Source organism: Allobacillus saliphilus, assembly GCF_018138385.1.
Classification (GTDB): domain Bacteria; phylum Bacillota; class Bacilli; order Bacillales; family Alkalibacillaceae; genus Allobacillus; species Allobacillus saliphilus.
In genome coordinates this window covers 1-21518 of record NZ_JAGSIE010000002.1, presented here as the reverse complement: position 1 = coordinate 21518, position 21518 = coordinate 1, and the positions used below count along the sequence as shown (strand labels likewise).

Here is a 21518-nt window from a genome sequence, read left to right as displayed (position 1 = left end):
CCTATAACTTCCTATAATAATCAACATACCAATCCGTAAACTTCTGAAGTCCGTCTTCAATGGAAGTCCTCGGTTTAAAGCCAACTGCCTCGTAGAGTCGATCCGTCGAAGCATATGTAGCTGGTACATCACCCGGCTTGATTGGTTCAAATTCTTTCTTGAACTCTACTTTTCTTCCTAGTGAACTACTCAATGCATCCTCTAGTGAATGAATGAACTTCATTAATTTTACGGGAGTGTTATTACCGATATTAAAGACGCGGTGAGGTGGATGATCTTCTTGTTGTTCAGGTGGGTGACTAACGAGTCTTTCAATACCCTCAACAATATCATCTATATATGTAAAATCTCTGTATAGATCATTCTCAAAATCACCATTGTTAAAAATCTTAATTGATTCATCAGCGAAGAACTTGTTTGTGAATGTATAGTAAGCCATATCTGGTCTTCCCATAGGGCCGTAAACAGTAAAGAACCGAAGCCCTGTTGCTGGAATCTTATAAAGATGGCTATAAGTATGTGCCATTAATTCATTGGATTTCTTAGTAGACGCATAAAGTGATACTGGATTATCTACAAAATCTGTTTCTTCAAATGGAACCTTTTTATTGGCACCATAAACTGAACTAGATGATGCATATACAAGATGATCTATTGGATTATATCTGCAGGCCTCAAGGATATTATAAAATCCAATGATATTACTTTGAATATAAACACCCGGATTCTCTATTGAATACCTTACTCCTGCTTGAGCAGCTAGATTTACTACAACATTAGGCTTGTAATCTTCAAAGGTCTTCATTACCATATCTTTATCTGATATGTCGCCTTTAATAAAGGTAAATTTCTCATAAGGTTCTAGCTGATTCAAACGAGTATGTTTAAGGTTCAAATCATAGTAGTCATTGACGTTATCAATGCCAATCACCTGACAACCCTGTTCTAGTAGTTTTCTTGATAAGTAGTATCCAATAAAACCTGCTGCCCCGGTGATAAGAAATGTTTTGCTAGTGTTAAGAGTTTTATAATTCAAGATTCTTCGACTCCTTAGCAGCTTCTCTAATTGAAGGTTTTCTTCCGATTGAGTGATACTCTACTCCAGCCTCTTGCATTTCTTCAACACAGTAGATATTTCTTCCGTCATATACTAATGGAGTTCTCATTAATTTCCTATACGTTTCAGGTGTTAATGCTTTTACTTCGCCCCATTCAGTAAAGATAAAGCAGACATTCGCACCTTCCAATGCATGCTCGATATTTGCAACATACGTGATACTACCTTTTCCACTTTTACCTTCTGGATGAACTTTAGCAAAGTTCTCTGCCCCCACAGGATCATAAGCATAGATATCTGCACCTTGTTCTAATAATAAAGGTACATTCTCAAGAGATGCTGCCTCTCTTAAATCATCCGTTCCAGGCTTAAAAGTTAAACCTAACACCGCAACCTTAAGACCATTAAATGTAATGAGTCTTTTACTAGCTTTCTTATAAAGCATTGTTTTTTGTTCTTTATTTACATCAATAGCCGCTTTAACCGTTTTGAGATCATAACCGTTCTGTTTAGCAATATAATCAAGCGCTTTTGTATCCTTAGGGAAGCATGATCCACCAAAGCCAATCCCTGCATTTAAGAACTTACTTCCAATACGCTCATCAAAGCTCATTCCCTTAGCTACATCCTGAATATCCGCTCCAACTAATTCACAAAGATTAGCTATATCATTCATATAAGAGATTTTTAATGCAAGGAAGTCATTGGACGCATATTTTATCATTTCTGCCGATCTTCTATTTACTGAAACAATCGGTAAATGAAACGGTTTATATATTTTCGTTAACAATTCCTCAGCCCATTTACTTTCTGTTCCAATAATGATTCTCTCAGCATGAAGAGTATCATGAACAGCTGAACCTTGCGCTAAGAATTCAGGGTTTGATGCTACTTCTACTTTCACATCTTTGACTAAAAAGTCCTGAATAAACTGTTCTACTTTATCATTCGTTCCAACTGGAACTGTCGATTTAACTACTACTAGACAATCTTTTTCTACCGATTCAGCAATTTGTCTAGCAACAGTTGCAATATACGATAGATTTGCAGATCCGTCTGGCTGTTCTGGAGTACCGACAGCAATAAAAATGGCATCGGCATCTTTATAAGCTGTTTGATAATCAGTTGTATAATCAACTCTTCCAGCAGCATAGTTCTTCTGCATTAATTCCTCTAAACCAGTTTCATAGATTGGAGAAACCCCAGATTTCATTAATTTTACTTTTTCTTCATCTATGTCAACACAGGTCACTTGGTGGCCAACTTCAGCAAAACAAATTCCGGCCACTAAGCCGACATATCCTGTCCCGGCTACTGCAATTTTGTTCATTAGGCCCTCTCCTTTCAATATCCTGTATTATATATTATAGATTTCTGCCATTACTTGTATCTGTTATAGCTGGTTTTTTAGGGAGTTTTAACCAACTACCCATCTCATCCTCAAATTCTAATGGCTTTATCTTTCCCATACCACCTTGATGAAAAAATGTAATTTCACCAAAAATAATTCTATTGTCTATATAATAAAAATCTACTCTGGCATGAGGAAAATTAGCTGATAATTTTTTACTTAATTCAATCATCTTGTCTAATTTATCAGGCTTATCAACTTTTAAATTTAATTCTCTAGGATATGCTATTTCCTGCTCCATAAGGTTCCAATCTAAATCATAAAGATTTCTTCTAGTGTTCTTCTTATTAGTTATACTAAAATCAACAGTTATGAATTTTGGATTACCGTTAAAACAGAAAAAACGGTAGTCACGTAGTTCCGCCCCTTCTTCCTGTTCAATAAATTTTTCACATACAATTCTTGGCTTTATGTCTTTATAAACCCATTGTCGTACTTTCCAAAAATAATTTAATCTAAGCCATCTCCTCATTTTTTTAAATTCTTCATCCCAGTTCATCTTATTCTTATCTTTGCATATAACATTATAACCGGAGCCATGTGTTCCCTTTAAGACAAATGAGTTCGGTAGTTTATCTATATCAATTTCATCTACTGACTCATAAACACCATAAAGTTCATTCAAATATTCTTCTCCAATAGTTTCTGATACAAACTCTCTCACTTCATATTTATCGGCACATTTTGTAGCCAATGGATCATACCAGTTTAATTTTAACCATTGTAACTTATCATTAAATTTAACTGGATTATCTAACTGTAAATCCCTACCTAATCTATTTTTGAACTTCTTTCTTATTAATCTTTCATCTGAAATGAAATTTTTAAAATAAGCACCCGTAATCCTATCATATAGATAGATTATAATTTCACTTTCATTAAATAACTTTTTTAATATTGTTTTCATAAGATCCCCTCCTTGAACTTTGGACTAATTGGTTATAAAAATGCTTTAATTCGTTTTTCACAGTAATAGACAGAGAATAAAAATGTAACTAATATAGCCAATGTGGTACCTACAGCTGCTCCAATTATTCCAAACCACTTAACTAATATAAAACTTAACAATACATTAATAATAGCACGCACGATGTTCACGTATTGAAGTACTTTATGTTTTCTATTTGTGTTGTAATATAAGGTATAGAATACAGCCATATATCTAATGAGACTACCAATCATTAAGATATTGAACACACTAACAGATTCAATATATCTCTCACCATACAATGTTACTATAATTGGTTCAGAAAGTAAGATTACAATTAAATGGGCAACAACGCTAGCTCCAGTTATATAAAACCTTTCTTTATAAAAAAATTGTTTAATTGCACTCCCATCATTTTTTTCAAAATAAGTTGATACGCTAGATGCAAAATAACTTGAAATAACAAATGAAAATGTCACAATGGCGTTAAATAGTTGGTTTGCTCCGTTATAAATACCAACATTTTGATCGTCCATGAGATACTTGATTACTGCGATATCCCCAAAGTTAATAAGGTATAATCCAGAAAACCCAAATAATTGCCAAAGTGAAAAGTTAAGAACCTCTTTAAACCAAGATTTATCAAATTCAAATTTCCCAATATCTTTTCTGTTAACACCTAAAACATATAGAATTACAGAGGCATGACTAACAATGTGTATTATAATTAATGTGGTAACATCAAACTGAAGAAAGAGTATTAAAATAATATAGAATATCTTAGCTGTGATAGAGAGCATTGTAGACATTATTTGTTTATTAACTGCTAAAAAGTACTGATTTAAGTAATTTTCAACAACGCTAACATATAACCACAACAATAATAAAAACCAAATATCTAAGCCTATATATGCATTAATCTGATTTCTAAATAGAATAAAAATCATAGTAGTTATTATTAAACTTACAAAAATTATTATATTTCTCGCCCAAAAGGTTTTATTAATACTTCCAAACCGTTCCTTTTCTTTACTACCATAGTAAAGTATTGAGGATGAGCTCCAGCTAAACCCAAATGTGGTTAACAAACCAACCAACATTAATGCCACAGAGAAAACCCCAAAATCTTCAATACTTAGTTGTCTCACTATTATAATATTTGTAACTAAACCTAGTACCATGGTTAAAATTCTAAGCATTGAAAATATGATAAACCTTAATCTTTTTTTAAAAAAATGTATTAGTTTCCCCAATATTATTCCGCCTTCTTATAGATAGAAAATCTTAATTCATTTATATTGTTATTATCAAATAAACATTAAATTTAGGAGGCTATAGTTATTATCTTAGGAATTTCATATCCTCTTGTAATAACTGTTTCATTTTTATTATAATAACCGACCGAAAAGCTAATACATTAAAATCCATATTTTGCTTTGTTACATGGTTCCTAATTTGTGCTTTAAACCTTTTTGAAATATAGGGGCTTATCAAAGACTTTATCCTTTTAATATAGTTCACCCTCACAGTATTATCTTGATTCCGGAGTTTATTAAGAATAAATGTTAAATAAGTATCCGAAAAAACACTATCTCCATTATGAGTTATTTCTTCAATAAGTAATTCCTTCATCGATTCTTTCTGTAATATATCCCCATTTTCTTCATTTGCTGAATACTTCGCATATCCTATTGCAGGGCTGTGCTTATTAATAATTTCTTTAAAGAGCTGTTTATCTTTTAACAAGTTTTCTGGCAACGATCTAGTTACTTCAATTATCTTCCTAGATAAAAAAGGATTAGTTAACTCGATATAGGGTGTCTTCAAATCATTTAGTGCTGCCAAGATAAGTGGCATTCTCACGTTTTGATATAATCTATTTCGTAAACCTCCTAGGGATTCATTTTCCTTTTTTGAAAATTCCTCAGGAAAATCTTGATCTGGTATATCAAACTGAGTAGGATGTGGTAAATTTATATAATCAGTCCATAAACTAAGGCCTAATATTCTTCTTAAATCTTTTTCATCCATTGGGTAAGATGTTGGCCAAGGCACATCACCTCTAATGATTCCTTTAATTCCTCTTTCATGAAGCATTTTCCACAAATCAAAACCATCTACGTACCCTGACAAATGGTCGATACGGCCTTCACCATTTTGAATAAATCGATTTAATATTGTTTTTGCACTGATATCTTTTTTATCTAATAAAAAAAAAGAGTTTTTTATCCCAAGGTATTCTGAAAGTTCTTTGGCAATTTGTGAGTCACTATGTTTCATAGAAAGGGAAGATTCCGTCCCCCAAGTAATTGTTTCTAAATTGTACTTTTCTTTTAAAAATAATAAAAGAGCTCTACTGTCATACCCCCCAGATAACGGAATAACCCATTGGTCAGGTTTAATATTAATGTCATTAAATGTCTCTTGTATAGCTTTTTCTAATCTAATGGTATGTTCTTGAGTAGTTTGTTCTGTGGCGTCAAATACTGCCGTAGAAGTGGAAACATTTAACCTCCATTCATTTCTATTAAGGCTTGCTATCGAATTTGGAGGGAGGCATTGAATCCTTTTATCCCACGAAAGACTTGGACCAAGATTTCCGGCTGACAGCATCCATGGAATCACTTTTTCATTTAATTCAAAACTACCTACTAACATTATTATTGCCCTCTGGGAAGTAGATACAATAAATTTATCCTGGTCCATGTAATACCAAATGGTTCTCGAACCAATCATATCCGAAACAGCCTCAACATATTTATCATTACTTCGAATTAACGCATACGTACCGTCTGGGGCTTGTAAACCCGGTTTTTCCCAATTACTATTTCCAAAAACCGTACCAAGACAAATTGCTGCATTGTCTGGTGATTGTAAAACTGTACTATTTTGACTATAAACAGCCATTAATAACTTTGGGTTTGGACTAAGAATGTTTGGTTTTGATTCCTTGATATTGTCAGGGATCAACCTTTCATTCATTTTATTTAATTTATATATAATCTGGTCTATTCTGGGTTTCTCCTTAAAACAGACCATAACCATTTTTGACATAATGAACACACCTTCTTAACAGACTCTCTTATCAGATAATAAATTAGATAACCCTGCATTTTTATAACGCTTAATCCTAACATACTTTATGTTTTGTATTTGTATTTTACATAATGTCCTAGTAAAAAAATGATATGCATTAAAGGAATTATAAAAGCATAGTTTAATAAAATTACATAGCCTTAATTAGCTATATACCTTTTTGAGAATTTTCGTTGTAAAGCATTAAAAATCAAAATGATAATACAAAGAGCTATCACACCATACAACCAATTTTTTAGGAGCAGGTGAAAAGAATTTCTTACAACAGGAATAAAGGAATGCAATGTTGCAGCAACAAAGAAAACTTTAAATGGACTTGTTTTATAATCAATTCTCTTATTAACATAAATAAAAGATGTTATTATATAACCCATTATTATCATGAACAAAGGGGCAAATATTGGTCCGAAATTTAAAAGAGCCTCTGCGAACATTGAAAAACCAGCCCCCCATGTTATGCCCAAATAATCCGAGAACCAGCTACCGATTAGAGAGAATGGGATATCTAACAAATAGGTTATTTTATTTGTTATCATCCCAGTTATTGCAGTAAAATAAGTATTAGCATACGGCCATACATCCCAACCATATTTTTGTAGAACAATTAGAGGTTGCATTGAACCTCCCATTTCAAAGATGGTGGATTTAAATGGGTTGTTTTCGAGGTTTAAAGAGTGAATTACTGCTTCTATGCTAATCCCAGTATTTCTTAAGGATCTTAAAACATCCACAATATACAAAGCTATAACAGACAGAGTGCCATACTGGATTGTTTTTTTTAGGTTTATTGGCTTATAACACACATGTCGAAGCCAAACTAGTATTATTACTTTGTAAACCCACGAACCCCTATCTCCTGAAAGTGCACTAAATATTATAAAAAGCGCAAATACAATGTAGACGTAAAAAGTAACCTTTTTATTATATTTACTACCAATTAATAATCCGACTAGACAAGGGAAAAATAATGTTTCTAATATAGTAAGATTAATCCCGGTTCTAGCATACTCAGAATAGTAAAGAGCATGATATCCATGTGTTAATGAAATTTGAAGGTCCAAAAAGGAATATATTAAAGTTACTGGAAAAACTACGATCCCTACGATAAAACATGTATAATATATAGATTTTAGAATTATCGGATTTTCATATTGATTTAAGCTTCGCTTAGTCTTTTCAAGTTTACGTTTATTTCCTTCTTTGTAGCAAAAAACTGCTCCAGTATGGAACATTAATGTAGATATTAACGTAAAAGTTTGTGCTTTCATAATATCACTAGTACTTGCAGCCCCAAAATTATATAAACTTGACTTACCTATCTCCGCTAAGTCGTGAATACCGAAAGCCCATAAAAATGGTTGGCCATAATTAAATAAAAATAAAAAGAGCATAAATATAGTATACGGTGTAAAAACAACATTTGTGATTAGATACCATGAGAAACATATATACAGGAATAGGAAAATGCCTAGCCAGCTTAACAAAAATACCCATATACTGTAATCTTGATTTGCATTTACCAGGGAAAAAGTGAGTAAATATAGTACATATACTAAGATTGAAAGAAAAAAGGTTACAAAGCCAACTTCTTTATTTAATCTTTGTGTTCTTAGCTTAATCTTTTGACTTTGCATTTTTACCCCCGCTTTTTTTCTAAAAATTATGAACTACTATAGAGAAGTCAAAAATTTTGATTCATACTATATGTGAAGATTTTAATAGCTTGTCAATAAAGTCTACTAAATTAAAGATATGAATTATCACTCTCACCTACACAGATAAATCAACTATATTTGACCATAATTATCTTTAATTCATATTATTAAAGTATACTTTCCCATTCTTTAATAATATTGTTTAAATTAAAGTCTTCCATCCTTTTCAATGCTTGTGAAGAAAAATGATTCATTACCTTCTGCTTCTTTAATAAAGAAATCATAGTCTCTGCCATAATTTCTTCTTCCTTTGTTAGATGTTCTACTGCACCGTATCTAATTCCATTACAAACTGGAATTAGAACACCATATCTGTCTTCTTTTAATTCATAACTTATATTCTCTACATTAAATTCATCTGGAGCCAATATTTCTCTAGGTCCAGATAAACAATCGGATGAAACGATTGGTACACCGCATGCCATTGCTTCTGCTAAAGCATTCGGAAACCCTTCATAGAGGGAAGGCAAAACAAATAGTTTTGAACTAGAGATGTATTTAAATGGATTTTTTTGAAACCCCAGAAAGTGAACATCTTTATCGATGGATAAATCAATAGATAGCTGTTTTAAATATGGCTTTAAATGGCCATCACCCAGAATTACAAGCTTAGCATTAGGTACTTCCTTCTTGATCTTTTTAAAAGACCTTATTAAATGCCAATGTCCTTTTTGTTTCGTTAGACTTCCTACAGTAATAATTACTGGGTGATCAAAGATATATTTATATTCGTGTTCAATTACCTCTTGTGAAAGTTTCTTTATCTTTTCAATAGGATACGAATTATAAATAACTCTAATTTTTTCTTTATCGATTCCATAAAAATTCACTAAATCTTTCTTTATTTCTTTCGAAACAGCAATTACGCTATCTGCTTTGTTATATAAGAATTTAATTGTCATATTCCAAAAAAAACTCTTTATTCCCTTTTGGTGTTTAGTCGACATATGATTTCTTACAGATATAATTGTGTTGCCATGTTTGTATGTCATTAGATTTATCAAATTAGGGTATTCTAAAAAACTTACTATTGTCTTATTATTATATAGCCTTTTCATTCTTTTTATCGCTTTAATCCTATATAGGAAAGCATATGTTTTTTTTAATAAGTTACCTTTCTCTAAGTCATCTAATTCTACTAACTGTCCACCATATGGGTAGTCTATTACAGGATTCTTTCCATATATAATTATTTCTTTCTCTATATCACTAGACAAATTCAATGATAGATTTGACACTGTTCGTTCTGCTCCACCAGCTGATAAAGAACCGATAAATAACATTATACTTTTCATTCAATACCACACTTTCTTTTACCAACTTCTATTTGGGTTTATCCTTTAATTATCTTTTCTTGCTTATTCCTGTGATACCGATGCATAATTGAACTAGGTATAAATGCCTTTATTAATGGCAAGAATACGAAAGGATAATCTTTCAAAGGAAACTTCAATAATCTATAACCCATTATTGAAGTTAACATACTGTTCCAACGCACCTTAAACGTACGTCTTTTCACAGCATTCATATCTTCTCGAACCATATACAGAGCCTCCTGTATATTTGCGCCATCAAATCCTTCTGCATAAAATCGAAACCAAAGATCTCTATCCTGTCCCCTAACAGTTCTTTTGGAGACAGTGTATCCATCCAGCTTATCATATGCAGTTTTTCTCATCATAATCGTTGCATGGCAAAATGGTACGCTACTTTTTAACACTGTTTTATGGGGTCGGGCTGGAACTTTAACCTGACCATATTTTCTCTCAGTGTCAAATCTCTGCATATTTGTACCAACTACCATAAATTCAGGGTGTTCCATTAAAAAAGCAACTTGTTTTTCTAATCTCATTGGTAAAGAAATATCATCTCCATCCATACGAGCAACATAATCACCTGTTGCATACTTTAAACAATGATTTAAAGAGAAAGAGAGCTTTGAGTTTTGATCATTCTTAATTAAAACTACTTTGTCGGGATATTTCTTTTTATAATATAGAACTTTGTTATATGTGTTGTCCGTAGAACAGTCATCACAAATTATCAATTCAAAATTAGAATAAGTTTGGTTTAAGATGGATTCAATTGCTTCATCAATAGTATCTTCGCAATTGAAAACGGACATAATTACTGATACTTTAGGCTTCAAATTCATCATAATTTATAAATTCTCCTTATACCACTCTATTGCAGCTTGAATACCTCTTTCAAAACTCCATTTTGGATCATACCCTAGCATCTCTCTTGCCTTATTAATATCTGCATTACTATGCTTAATATCACCTTTCCGATCTGGTCCAAAAATAGGCTGAATATCTTTACCTAAAGCATTTAATAATTGAGCATAAATATCAATAAGAAATTCTCTTCCACCATAAGCTATGTTGTAGGCTTGTCCTGCAGCATTATGATTTGCTTTACATGCTTTCAGGTTTGCTTCAATAACATTATCAATGTAAGTAAAATCCCGACTCTGCTTACCATCCCCATTAATAGTTGGCTGTTCATTATTAAGTAATTGCTTAATAAATTTGGGAATAACAGCTGCATATGCTCCCTCTGGATTTTGCCTTCTACCAAAAACATTGAAATAGCGTAAACCATACGTATCAAGATTATATAATTTTGTATATAACTTTCCATACTCCTCATCTACCATTTTGGTAAGAGCATAAGGTGACAAAAGATTACCTTCTCTTCCTTCTTGTTTAGGGAGATTTGGCTCATCACCGTAAACTGATGAACTCGATGCATAGACAAATTTCTTCACACCATTTTGTCTAGCAGCTTCCATCATGTTTAAAGTACCTTTTATGTTAATCTCTTCATATAATAATGGCATCTCTATACTTCTTGGAACGCTTCCCCAAGCGGCTTGATGTAAAACAAAATCGACACCTTCACAGGCTTTCATACATGTTTCAAGATCACGGATATCTCCTTGAATAAATTCATAATTAGAATTATTGATAAACTCTTCTATATTTTCTTTTTTTCCAGTTGAAAGGTTATCAAGCCCTCTAACTTGATAACCTAAATTAAGTATTGCCTCTACTAAATTCGAACCAACGAAACCAGCTGATCCAGTCACTAAAAATTTAGTTCCTTCTGGAAAACTTATACTTTTATATCCCAATTTTATAACCTCCAATATAAAAGACCAGCATTTTCAGCTTCTTCTCGATTAAATAATCCTTTAATATCAATTAAAACACGGCTATTATTACTCTCAAGATCTAATACACTCTCAGATGTTGCTGCAATTTCAGCCATTACTTCAGTATTGATACAATCTGAAGATCCAAACATTGCTATAACATCTTCCAAACTTAGAGCTTTGAACTCCTCGTGTGGAACTGCAAATATAACTGCGTCCATTTCTTTTATATCTTCAATTTCGTAGAGATTAATTCTATATTCATGCCACAAATCTTCTTTATCGGCTGCAGGATCCACGACTTTAACTTCTACTCCGTACTCTTCCAATTCTTTAATTACATCTACTACTTTTGTATTTCGTACATCAGGAGTATTCTCTTTGAATGTAATACCAAAAATAGCTACTTTTGCACCATTTATTTGTTTATTTGCCTTAATCATTTTCTTAACTGTGCTTTCAGCTATATATTTACCCATATCATCATTTATTTTTCTTCCTGAAAGAATAATTTGGGAATGATAACCCATTTGCTCAGCTTTATACGTTAAGTAGTATGGATCTACTCCGATACAGTGGCCGCCAACTAGTCCAGGCGAGAAATTGAGAAAGTTCCATTTAGTTCCTGCCGCCTCAAGCACTGCTTTTGTATCAATGCTCATTTTATTAAAAATAATTGAAAGCTCATTCATAAAAGCAATATTTATATCACGTTGTGCATTCTCTATAACCTTTGCAGCCTCAGCCACTTTAATGCTTTCTGCTTTATACACACCAGCTTTTACAACTAACTCATATACTTTCGCAACAGTCTCTAAGGTTTCTTCATCTTGGCCTGCCACAACTTTTACAATAGTCTCTAGCCTATGAACTTTATCACCAGGATTAATTCTTTCTGGTGAATAACCAACTTTGAAATCTATTCCACACTTAAGTCCTGATTCTTTTTCTAAAATTGGAACACAGATTTCTTCAGTTACACCTGGATAAACAGTAGATTCAAAGACAACGATCGAACCTTTTGTTAGGTTTCTGCCTAAAGTACGGCTAGCAGATTCCACTGGTGTTAAATCAGGTGTATGGTCATCTTTAACAGGAGTTGGCACTGCTACAATATGAAACTTAGCTTCCCTAAGTCTCGTTTCATCTGAAGTAAAATCAACAGTAGTGTTTTTGATTATTTCATCCCCCACTTCTTTTGTAGGGTCTATACCATTTTTATAAAGTTCAATTTTTTCTTTATTAACATCAAAGCCAATTACTCCAACCTTTTTTGCAAATGCAACTGCTATTGGCATCCCTACATAACCTAGGCCAACTATAGAAATTTTCTCATCTCTAGTAACAATTCTTTCATAGATTGTCATATTTACCACTCCTACATTATCTTATATTGTTTATCTAATTTCTTCAGTTCCATGTGTTCTAAAATAATATTATTTATTTTATTTACATCAAACATATCAGTTGCCCTTTTATATCCTTTTTCGGCCATCTTTATTGTCATCTCTGGATTATCATACATTTTTATCATTTTTTCAGCCAAAATATCTGAATTCTTAAGAGGTACCAAAAATCCAGTTTGTCCATCATCTACTGTCTGTCTACAACCTGAAACATCTGTGGCAATAACTGCACGTCCCATGGCCATGGCTTCAACCAGGACTCTTCCCTGTCCCTCATGATATGATGGAAGTGTGACCACAAAACTATCCTCAATAAACGGACGGACATCATCAGTTTTACCCAAATATTCTACAGTACCTTCATCTGTCCACTTCTTCAGTTCTCCAGGCGTAATTGCGGTAGGATTTGAATCAAACGGACCAAGTATTTTAAATTTCATAGTTGGTCGCTTTTCTTTTGCAATTTTTGCAGCGTTTAGAAACTCATATATACCTTTATCTCTTATTAACCTGGCAATAAACAGGAAAGTATCAGTATTTTTTAAAGGTCTTTTATTAAATAAACTTAGATTTACTCCAGAACTTCCTATTACAACAACCTTTTGCTTATCAACAATTTTCCTCTTTTTAAACAACTCTAAATCATCGACATTTAAAAAGAATAAGGCCTTACATTTACTAAAAGCCAACTTATACAGGGGAACTAACACTTTTTGTATCATTCTTAATTTTAAGGTGTTTCCACGAATAACAGACCCCGCACCAGTCATCAGTCCATATATATTTTTAACACCAGATAAATGAGCTGCTAATGTTCCGTAAATATTGGGTTTAATAGTATAAGACAAGAAGACATCTGGCTTTTCGCTTTTAAGTTTTTTTACAATATCGCTCACCAAAGCAATATCTTTCAAGAGATTCATGCCAGTTCTATTCATATTTATCGATAGATATCTGGCACCTAGCTTTAATATTTTTTCTTCTATATCTCCATTATCGTCAGGTGCACATGCTACTACTTCATGGCCATTGTCAACCATAGCTTTAATCATGTCTCCCCGGAAATTTACTAAAGAAGGTCCATAACTTCCCAAAATGAATACTTTCATTGAATGGTTTCCCCACCTTCTACATTATTCTATTTTTTTCGTAGGAACTCCAACATAAATTCCTGATTCAGTTATATTCGTAACAACAACAGAACCAGCTCCAACTTGACATCCACTGGTTATATTTACATTATTACTTACTACACTACCTATTCCTAACCATGATCCCTGTCCGACATTAACTGTCCCTGCTAAATGAGCTCCCGGTGATATATGAACAAAATCTTCAATATTGTTATCATGGTCTATTGTAGAGCCAGTGTTGATAATGCAACCTTTACCTATTTTAGTACAGCAGTTAACAACTACTCCTGCCATTACAACTGTCCCAGTTCCCACATCCACTTGATTTCCAATTACTGCACTCGGGTGAATTAATACCGGAATACTAGCCCCAAATGTTTCAATCATCTCATGAACCCTTTGTCTCGTAGTATTATTCCCAATACCAACAAATATTTCGTAATCATCTATATGCGTAAAAACATCGTCTGAAGTTCCAATGACCTCTAAACCCATAGACGATTTGATGCTTTTGTCATCATCTAAAAAGTGAACATTCTGCCATTTATTCATTTTTAATGCAATGTCAGCAACTACTTTGCCGTGTCCACTTGCTCCAATTATAAGAAGTTTGTTTTTCATAATTCCATTCTTTCCTTTTCGGTTCCCTTAAAAGGCTCAATCGTAGCAGCAGTTTCTGAATTAATACCCTCTCTAACGAAAACCTTTTTTATGGTCAAAAAAATTATCTTCCAATCTTCAATAAAGCTTACATTGTCCACATATTCAACATCGAGATTAAATTTATCTTCCCAACTAATCGCATTTCTACCACTAACCTGCGCCAAACCAGATAACCCTGGTCTTACTTCATGACGTCGTTTTTGATGATTGTTATACAATGGCAAATATTGTACCAATAGTGGCCTAGGGCCGATAATGGACATATCACCCTTCAAAATATTAAAAAGTTCCGGTAGTTCATCAAGAGATGTAGAACGTAGTAACCTACCAAACTTCGTCAACCTATCACTATCAGGTAGTAACTCCCCTTTATTATCTCTTTCATCCGTCATAGTCCTAAACTTATACATCATAAAAATCTCTTCATTTAGCCCAGGTCTCTTTTGCTTAAAAAGAACAGGGCTACCCAATTTTGTTCTCACAAGAATTGCAACTACTAGAAGTATCGGACTAAGAACAATAATGGCAATTAATGATAGTATGAAATCCATCGGTCTTTTTATGAATCTTCTAAAAATTTTACCTTTGGAATTATTCATTACTTAAACCACAACCCCTTAATAGTTTTCACAACTCTTTCTAAGTCCTCATCCGTCATTTTCGTATCAGAAGGTAAACATACACCATTCTCAAACAATTTCTCCGATACATCCGTTCCAACAAAATCATATTTCTCAAAGAATGGCTGCATATGCATTGGCTTCCACACTGGTCTTGATTCAATATTCTCTTTTTCAAGGGCCTTCATAATATCTACTGGTCTTACCTTACCTGTCAAAGTCATTGAGCTTAACCAGTAGTTTGGTTCATTCCAATCATTACTAGGCATGAATTCAACACCTTCAAGCCCACCAAGTTCTCTCTTATAAAAATCAAAGATATAATTTTTCTTCGCAACTCTCTGATCCAATACTTTAAGCTGCCCTCTACCAATCCCAGCAACAACATTACTCATCCGATAATTAAATCCTAATTCGCTATGTTGATAATGCCTTGCTTGGTCTCGGGATTGAGTCGCCCAAAATCTTGCCTTAGCAATTCTCTCTTCATTATTAGAAACAAGCATTCCACCCCCAGAAGTTGTGATAATCTTGTTTCCATTAAAAGAGAAGATGCCATAATCACCAAAAGTCCCTGTATGCTTACTTTTATAGTAAGTACCTAAAGACTCAGCAGCATCTTCTATAACCGCAACATTATGTTTCTTACAAATATCCATTATCTTATCCATATCAGCGGACAAGCCATATAGATGAACAACAATAACTGCCTTTACTTCTGGATACTTCTCAAATGCTTCTTCCAAAGCTTTAGGACTCATGTTCCAAGTTTCATAATCACTATCGATAAATACAGGGATAGCATTTTGATAGATAATTGGATTTGCAGTAGCAGAGAAAGTAAGTGTTGGACAGAAAACAATATCTCCTTCTCCGACTCCTGCTGCTTTAAGAGCTAGGTGAATAGCAGCTGTTCCTGAAGACAGTGCTGCAGCAGCTTTAGAACCAACCTTTTCAGCTAGTTCTCTTTCAAATCCATTTACGTTTTCACCAAGAGGCGCAATCCAGTTTGTATCAAAAGCTTCCTTTATATATTGCAATTCATAACCCTCATCACTCATATGTGGTGAAGCGAGATTTATTCTTTCTTTCGCTTTAGTTGATCCCATCTTCTAGACTTCCTTCCATTGTTAAGTAATTATTTTAGTAGATTAGGACATAATTAGAATCAATAATTTACTCATTCCAACCAACTACTAAACCACTAAAATACTATCCATATCCAATACTTTCCTCGTAATATCTATTCAATCTACCGAACAAATACGAAATAGGTATTCACTTCTTAATCACCCTTTACCGGGTCTCTTCCTATTATTTATACCATTCAATCAATCTATTATTCTCAACAAAAATGCCCCAAACCCTTATCCCGCAAGGTTTCCAGCACTCAACCTAACTACGATAGTCAGTTCCCCATTGCATATCTTTTCTTCACTTTCATGGATTATATGGCTATAAATTAATCAAGCTCATAGAAATGACATACAGAATTAATAAGAAAAGTATTACTTAAAATACGGTTAAGTCTTTCCTTTAATAACTTGTATTTCGTTCGATTTGCTTCTTAATATGATTTTTTATGTATTGTATTGTTTCATTTTATTATGTATGTTTAAGAAATTTACTTGGGCATCTAATCCACCCTCACACCACACTACTGACAACTGGTGTCTAAGGTAATGAGTACCCACAGCATGGCCGAGTGTCTCAAATGATAAAGGTGTTTGAGACATTACCTGTTGATTGTTATAAAGGGATTTACCCCCTATGTAATTAGGGGGTAAATTTTTATTTCACCATTGCTTCTTTCTCTAATAATGCTTGCATGAAGTCCAACATTTCTGTACGAATATCTTCTCGCTCTAATGACATTTCAATGGTTGTTTTCAGAAAGCCTTTGATCTCCCCTACATCATAGCGGCGTCCTTCAAAGTCATAGGCGTATACGCTTTGTTGTTCATTCAGACGTTGAATCGCATCGGTCAACTGTACTTCATCACCTGCTCCAAGTTCTTGAGTTTCAAGCAAATTCATAATTTCAGGGTTTAATACGTAACGACCCATAATCGCTAGGTTGGATGGTTCTTCTCCTAAGGCTGGTTTTTCTACGAATTGAGCGACTTCATAACGTCTTCCTTCATTGCTTTTCGGATCGATAATTCCATAACGGTCTGTTTCTCCGTCCGGGACGGTTTGTACACCAATAATTGATTTACCTGTTTCATCGTATTGTTCAATCAATTGTTTTAGTCCCGGTTTTTCAGAACGCACAATGTCGTCACCAAGTAAAACGGCGAATGGTTCATTGCCGATAAATTTACGCGCGGTCCATACGGCATGACCTAGCCCTTTTGGTTCTTTTTGACGAATGTAGTGAATGTCTACGTTGGATGATTGATTTACTTTATCCAACATTTCGAGTTTGTTTTTTTTAAGGAGTGTTTCTTCGAGTTCATATGATTTATCAAAATGATCTTCAATCGCTCGTTTTCCTTTACCGGTAACAATGATGATGTCTTCAATTCCCGATTCAATTGCCTCTTCAACAATATATTGAATCGTTGGTTTATCAATAATCGGTAGCATTTCTTTAGGTAATGCTTTCGTTACTGGCAAAAATCTAGTCCCTAGTCCTGCTGCAGGGATAATTGCTTTTTTCACAGGTTTCATCATGTAACCCCCAAATAATTTAAGCAAATTCCTTCATTCGTTTTCTTTCTGGTTCAATCGTTTGCATCAATTTATCTTTAATTTGTGCATTTGGCAGCTCTAAGAATTCAGATACTTGATCGCGAATTCCTTCGACTTCATCAAAGGTGCACTTTCCAATATAAATTTTCGGGAATACTTGCTCGTCCGACACTTCATTTTCACCAAGTAATTCCTCATACATTTTTTCACCGGGACGGATGCCGCTGAATTCGATTTTCACTTCTTCTTCGTTCGCCCCAGTTAGACGAATTAAGTTAGTTGCCAAGTCAACAATCTTCACTGGTTCACCCATATCGAGAACGAAGATTTCTCCTCCACGCGCAAGTGCTCCCGCTTGGATGACCAAACGACTCGCTTCTGGAATCGTCATGAAATAGCGCGTCATATCCGGATGGGTGACCGTCACTGGTCCACCATTGGCGATTTGTTCTTTAAATAGAGGTATAACGGACCCGCGACTGCCTAATACGTTTCCGAATCGAACCGCACAGAATTTGGTATTACTGTGTTGCGCTAAGTTTTGAATGATCATTTCAGCAACACGCTTCGTTGCACCCATGACATTTGTCGGGTTTACCGCTTTGTCAGTTGAAACAAGTACAAAGGTATCAACATCATACTGATCAGCCGCTTCAGCAACATTCTTCGTTCCGATAATATTGTTTTTCACCGCTTCAATTGGATTAAATTCCATCAACGGCACATGTTTATGCGCGGCAGCATGGTATACGACATCGGGTTCATAAGATGCCATCACTTCAACTATACGCTTGCGATCTTGTACGTCAGCAATAATCGGTATGATTTCAAACTTTTCTTTACATTTCCCACGTAATTCGCGTTCAATCTGATAAATGCTGTTTTCACCATGTCCGAGTAATAATAATTGGTTTGGTTCAAATCTAGCAATCTGGCGACAAATCTCTGAACCGATTGATCCACCAGCCCCTGTAATGAGGATGGTTTTGTTTCGTATATTCATTCCGATTTTCTGCATATCCAACTTTACAGGCTCACGGCCTAATAAATCTTCAATATCAACATCTCGAAGTTCCGTTACGCTCACCTTTCCAGTTACTAAGTCTTCAAACTTAGGAATGGTCTGCGTTTTTACACCGGTCTTTGAGCAATGTTGATAGATTTCATTCGCACGAGCTTTTGGAATGGATGGAATGGCAAATATGATATGTTCGATTCGATATTCTTCTACAACTTTTTCAATATCGTCTAATTTTCCGGCTACGGGCACGTTTAAAATTTGTACGCGCTTCTTTTTCGGGTCATCATCAACAAATGCTACTGGTCTTAATTCTGATTCCTGGCTACCCGCAAGTTGGCGAGCGACCATGACACCACCAGCGCCCGCTCCGATAATGAGCGTACGCTTTTTACCCGTCATACGTGATAAAAAGCGGTCCCGAAAGACACGCCATGCAAAACGACTTCCGCCGATGAATAAAATATGTAACATGAACGTTGCTAATAATGCACGAATCATCATTTGATCTAAGACGACCAATTGACCGATTGCTGCGACACCAATCGACAAGCCGACGACATTAAAAATCGTTACTAATTCACCTATGCTCGCATACTCCCAGGCTTTTCGGTATAAGCCAAAATAAAGTGCAAGGATATGATGAGAGAGTAGTAAGATTATTGACGTGGCAACAATTGATTTCCAGTCAACCAGTTGGTTATAAGTTAAGTAAGCACTCGCAAATATGGAGAAAGCCACAATCAGTGTATCAACAACAACAAGCAATGCTAGTCTTTTTGGATACGTCAAATACAACCACCTTTTCTCCTCGTTCGTTCTATTAAGGTTATCTCTCTAAACTATTTCTTATTATTATGTATCTAGTACTTTAGACGCTCATTTAGGAATTTTTTATGTATGTTTTCCTGTTTATCTGCTACTATAGTACAAATTATTTCCTAAAATTACAAGGGTATTTGGAATTATTATATAAAAAAGTGTCTTTTATTGGATGGAAACGCACTCATTTAATTACACATTTGATTCGACAAAATTTGTTAAATTACCTTTGAATTGTTTAGAAATGTGATATAATTTCCACATATGTACGATTTTATTAACTGAATCTGGAGGTCATCATGGAAGAAACGATATCTTTACAAGAGATTTTTCAAGTCATTAAAAAGCGTATGAAGTTAATTATCGCAATTACAGTTGCCGCTGTCTTAGTCAGTGCCCTCATCACTTTATTCATTTTAACTCCAAAATATGAAGCTTCATCTCAATTTATCGTCAGTCAATCAGAGCCAACTCAAGAAGTGAATATTAATGACATACGAACGAACGTTGAAATGATCAATACATATAATGTAATCATTACGAGTCCGGCGATTATGGACCAAGTTATTGAAGAACTGGATTTGAATCTATCGAACGGTGCGTTAGCTTCGAAAATTAGTGTCGCAAATGCTCAGAATTCACAGGTCGTTAATGTAACAGCTACAGATACAGACCCTGCTGTTGCTGCCAATATTGCAAATACAACTGTTGAAGTGTTTAAAGAGTCCGTTCCTACATATATGAATGTCGATAACGTGAGTATTTTGTCTGCTGCGGTCGTTGGTGATAACCCCGCTCCAGTTAGTCCAAATGTCACGTTGAATATTGCGATTGCCTTTGTGCTCGGTGTAATGGTCGGTGTAGGACTTGCTTTCTTGCTTGAATATTTGGATACGACGATTAAAACAGAAGAGGATATTGAAAAGTTGCTTGAACTTCCAGTAATGGGTGTTGTGCCGACGATGGATGCGAATACAATTACTGACCCATCTCGAACAGCGAGAGGAAGAGGTGCAAAACATGGCGCGTAGAAAAACAATAACGAAAACCCAAGTTTCCAGAACGTTGGTTATGCGTGATCAACCGAAGTCTCCGATTTCAGAGCAATTCCGAACACTGCGTACAAACTTACAATTCTCTGCCATTGACAATGAGCTGAAGTCTTTGCTTGTGACTTCTTCCAGCCCATCGGAAGGGAAAAGTACGACCGCTTCAAACTTAGCAATTGCTTTTGCCCAACAGGGGAAGAAAGTTTTATTGGTTGATGCCGATATGCGGAAGCCGACTACTCATTATACGTTTCGGGTTGCGAACACATTTGGATTAAGCAACCTTCTAATTGGCGACAAAGAATTAGAAGACGCTGCACAAGCAGTCAATATCCCGAACCTTAGCGTCCTTCCATGTGGTCCAGTACCACCGAATCCATCTGAATTATTAGGGTCGAAATCCATGAAACGATTTATGAAAAATGCTGAAAGTAGTTATGACTTAGTTATTTACGACACACCACCCGTATTGGCTGTAACGGACTCACAAGTTATTTCTAACGCTGTCGATGGTGTATTACTCGTTGTTCGTAGTAAACAAACCGAGAAAGACGCAGCCGTCAAGGCGAAAGAGTTGCTTACACAAGCACAGGCAAATATTGTTGGAGTCGTTTTAAATGACCGATCATTTAACGAAACAAACTATTACTATTATTATGGAACATAAACACCTGTCTCATAGGAAGCCCTATGAGACTTTGTTTTAGGAGGTTAAATCAAATGATTGATTTACATAGTCATATTTTATT

The 21518-nt window shown here is 34.6% G+C and carries 18 protein-coding genes; 2 read left to right on the top strand and 16 right to left on the bottom strand.

The window, feature by feature from the left end; genetic code table 11:
- Position 1: 1 nt before the first annotated feature.
- From KC820_RS00170 to KC820_RS00095, 16 genes are all read right to left on the bottom strand, one after another.
- On the bottom strand, positions 2-1036 hold the full coding sequence (locus tag KC820_RS00170; protein WP_212366992.1) for an SDR family NAD(P)-dependent oxidoreductase: 1035 nt from the start codon (positions 1034-1036) through the stop codon (positions 2-4).
- Entirely contained in the window at positions 1026-2387 is a 1362-nt protein-coding gene (locus KC820_RS00165) for a UDP-glucose dehydrogenase family protein (protein WP_212366987.1), read from the bottom strand. Before KC820_RS00165 ends, KC820_RS00170 begins: the two co-directional genes overlap by 11 nt.
- A 34-nt stretch (positions 2388-2421) precedes the next feature.
- Positions 2422-3375, bottom strand: coding sequence for an ATP-grasp fold amidoligase family protein (locus KC820_RS00160; protein ID WP_212366986.1), 954 nt, complete (start codon positions 3373-3375; stop codon positions 2422-2424).
- Between the two features lie 32 nt (positions 3376-3407).
- Positions 3408-4595 carry a lipopolysaccharide biosynthesis protein gene (locus KC820_RS00155; RefSeq protein ID WP_212366985.1) on the bottom strand — a complete coding sequence of 396 codons (1188 nt, stop codon included), beginning with the start codon at positions 4593-4595 and terminating at the stop codon, positions 3408-3410.
- A 142-nt stretch (positions 4596-4737) separates the two neighbouring features.
- The gene (locus KC820_RS00150) at positions 4738-6450 is read right to left on the bottom strand and encodes a tRNA lysidine(34) synthetase (RefSeq protein WP_212366984.1); all 1713 of its coding nucleotides are present in this window, start codon (positions 6448-6450) and stop codon (positions 4738-4740) included.
- 182 nt (positions 6451-6632) lie between these two features.
- Complete coding sequence (wzy, locus tag KC820_RS00145; protein WP_212366982.1) at positions 6633-8126, bottom strand: O-antigen polysaccharide polymerase Wzy; 1494 nt, start codon at positions 8124-8126, stop codon at positions 6633-6635.
- A 188-nt stretch (positions 8127-8314) separates the two neighbouring features.
- Complete coding sequence (locus KC820_RS00140; protein WP_212366980.1) at positions 8315-9502, bottom strand: glycosyltransferase; 1188 nt, start codon at positions 9500-9502, stop codon at positions 8315-8317.
- A 38-nt stretch (positions 9503-9540) separates the two neighbouring features.
- On the bottom strand, positions 9541-10362 hold the full coding sequence (locus KC820_RS00135) for a glycosyltransferase family 2 protein (RefSeq protein WP_212367042.1): 822 nt from the start codon (positions 10360-10362) through the stop codon (positions 9541-9543).
- Between the two features lie 6 nt (positions 10363-10368).
- Positions 10369-11343, bottom strand: coding sequence for an SDR family oxidoreductase (locus KC820_RS00130; RefSeq protein ID WP_212366979.1), 975 nt, complete (start codon positions 11341-11343; stop codon positions 10369-10371).
- 2 nt (positions 11344-11345) lie between these two features.
- Positions 11346-12731 (bottom strand): nucleotide sugar dehydrogenase, encoded by a 1386-nt coding sequence (locus KC820_RS00125; RefSeq protein ID WP_212366978.1) that lies wholly within the window; start codon positions 12729-12731, stop codon positions 11346-11348.
- Between the two features lie 11 nt (positions 12732-12742).
- Positions 12743-13879 (bottom strand): glycosyltransferase family 4 protein, encoded by a 1137-nt coding sequence (locus KC820_RS00120; RefSeq protein ID WP_212366977.1) that lies wholly within the window; start codon positions 13877-13879, stop codon positions 12743-12745.
- A gap of 24 nt (positions 13880-13903) precedes the next feature.
- Entirely contained in the window at positions 13904-14524 is a 621-nt protein-coding gene (locus KC820_RS00115; RefSeq protein WP_212366976.1) for an acetyltransferase, read from the bottom strand.
- Positions 14521-15165 carry a sugar transferase gene (locus KC820_RS00110; RefSeq protein WP_236782442.1) on the bottom strand — a complete coding sequence of 215 codons (645 nt, stop codon included), beginning with the start codon at positions 15163-15165 and terminating at the stop codon, positions 14521-14523. Before KC820_RS00110 ends, KC820_RS00115 begins: the two co-directional genes overlap by 4 nt.
- Positions 15165-16295, bottom strand: coding sequence for a DegT/DnrJ/EryC1/StrS family aminotransferase (locus tag KC820_RS00105; RefSeq protein ID WP_212366975.1), 1131 nt, complete (start codon positions 16293-16295; stop codon positions 15165-15167). Before KC820_RS00105 ends, KC820_RS00110 begins: the two co-directional genes overlap by 1 nt.
- A gap of 682 nt (positions 16296-16977) precedes the next feature.
- A complete protein-coding gene (galU, locus tag KC820_RS00100) occupies positions 16978-17859 on the bottom strand; it encodes a UTP--glucose-1-phosphate uridylyltransferase GalU (protein ID WP_212366974.1) in 882 nt (293 codons plus the stop codon).
- 19 nt (positions 17860-17878) lie between these two features.
- Positions 17879-19690 (bottom strand): nucleoside-diphosphate sugar epimerase/dehydratase, encoded by a 1812-nt coding sequence (locus tag KC820_RS00095; RefSeq protein ID WP_212366973.1) that lies wholly within the window; start codon positions 19688-19690, stop codon positions 17879-17881.
- Positions 19691-20019: 329 nt separating this feature from the next.
- On the opposite strand from KC820_RS00095, the gene KC820_RS00090 reads away from it, so the two are divergent.
- Both KC820_RS00090 and KC820_RS00085 read left to right on the top strand, forming a co-directional pair.
- Positions 20020-20751, top strand: a complete 732-nt coding sequence (locus KC820_RS00090) for a YveK family protein (protein ID WP_144163682.1) — start codon at positions 20020-20022, stop codon at positions 20749-20751.
- On the top strand, positions 20741-21436 hold the full coding sequence (locus tag KC820_RS00085) for a CpsD/CapB family tyrosine-protein kinase (RefSeq protein ID WP_212366971.1): 696 nt from the start codon (positions 20741-20743) through the stop codon (positions 21434-21436). The genes KC820_RS00090 and KC820_RS00085 overlap by 11 nt, the downstream gene beginning before the upstream one ends.
- The last annotated feature ends 82 nt before the right edge of the window (positions 21437-21518 follow it).

What these genes read in the sequence shown, in the direction of transcription:
- KC820_RS00165 (WP_212366987.1), bottom strand. Translation starts at nt 2,387, where the DNA reads ATGAACAAAATTGCAGTAGCCGGGACAGGATATGTCGGCTTAGTGGCC.
- KC820_RS00160 (WP_212366986.1), bottom strand. Translation starts at nt 3,375, where the DNA reads ATGAAAACAATATTAAAAAAGTTATTTAATGAAAGTGAAATTATAATC.
- KC820_RS00155 (WP_212366985.1), bottom strand. Translation starts at nt 4,595, where the DNA reads ATGCTTAGAATTTTAACCATGGTACTAGGTTTAGTTACAAATATTATA.
- KC820_RS00150 (WP_212366984.1), bottom strand. Translation starts at nt 6,450, where the DNA reads ATGTCAAAAATGGTTATGGTCTGTTTTAAGGAGAAACCCAGAATAGAC.
- wzy (WP_212366982.1), bottom strand. Translation starts at nt 8,126, where the DNA reads ATGCAAAGTCAAAAGATTAAGCTAAGAACACAAAGATTAAATAAAGAA.
- KC820_RS00140 (WP_212366980.1), bottom strand. Translation starts at nt 9,502, where the DNA reads ATGAAAAGTATAATGTTATTTATCGGTTCTTTATCAGCTGGTGGAGCA.
- KC820_RS00135 (WP_212367042.1), bottom strand. Translation starts at nt 10,362, where the DNA reads ATGAATTTGAAGCCTAAAGTATCAGTAATTATGTCCGTTTTCAATTGC.
- KC820_RS00125 (WP_212366978.1), bottom strand. Translation starts at nt 12,731, where the DNA reads ATGACAATCTATGAAAGAATTGTTACTAGAGATGAGAAAATTTCTATA.
- KC820_RS00120 (WP_212366977.1), bottom strand. Translation starts at nt 13,879, where the DNA reads ATGAAAGTATTCATTTTGGGAAGTTATGGACCTTCTTTAGTAAATTTC.
- KC820_RS00115 (WP_212366976.1), bottom strand. Translation starts at nt 14,524, where the DNA reads ATGAAAAACAAACTTCTTATAATTGGAGCAAGTGGACACGGCAAAGTA.
- KC820_RS00110 (WP_236782442.1), bottom strand. Translation starts at nt 15,165, where the DNA reads ATGAATAATTCCAAAGGTAAAATTTTTAGAAGATTCATAAAAAGACCG.
- KC820_RS00105 (WP_212366975.1), bottom strand. Translation starts at nt 16,295, where the DNA reads ATGGGATCAACTAAAGCGAAAGAAAGAATAAATCTCGCTTCACCACAT.
- galU (WP_212366974.1), bottom strand. Translation starts at nt 17,859, where the DNA reads ATGAAACCTGTGAAAAAAGCAATTATCCCTGCAGCAGGACTAGGGACT.
- KC820_RS00090 (WP_144163682.1), top strand. Translation starts at nt 20,020, where the DNA reads ATGGAAGAAACGATATCTTTACAAGAGATTTTTCAAGTCATTAAAAAG.
- KC820_RS00085 (WP_212366971.1), top strand. Translation starts at nt 20,741, where the DNA reads ATGGCGCGTAGAAAAACAATAACGAAAACCCAAGTTTCCAGAACGTTG.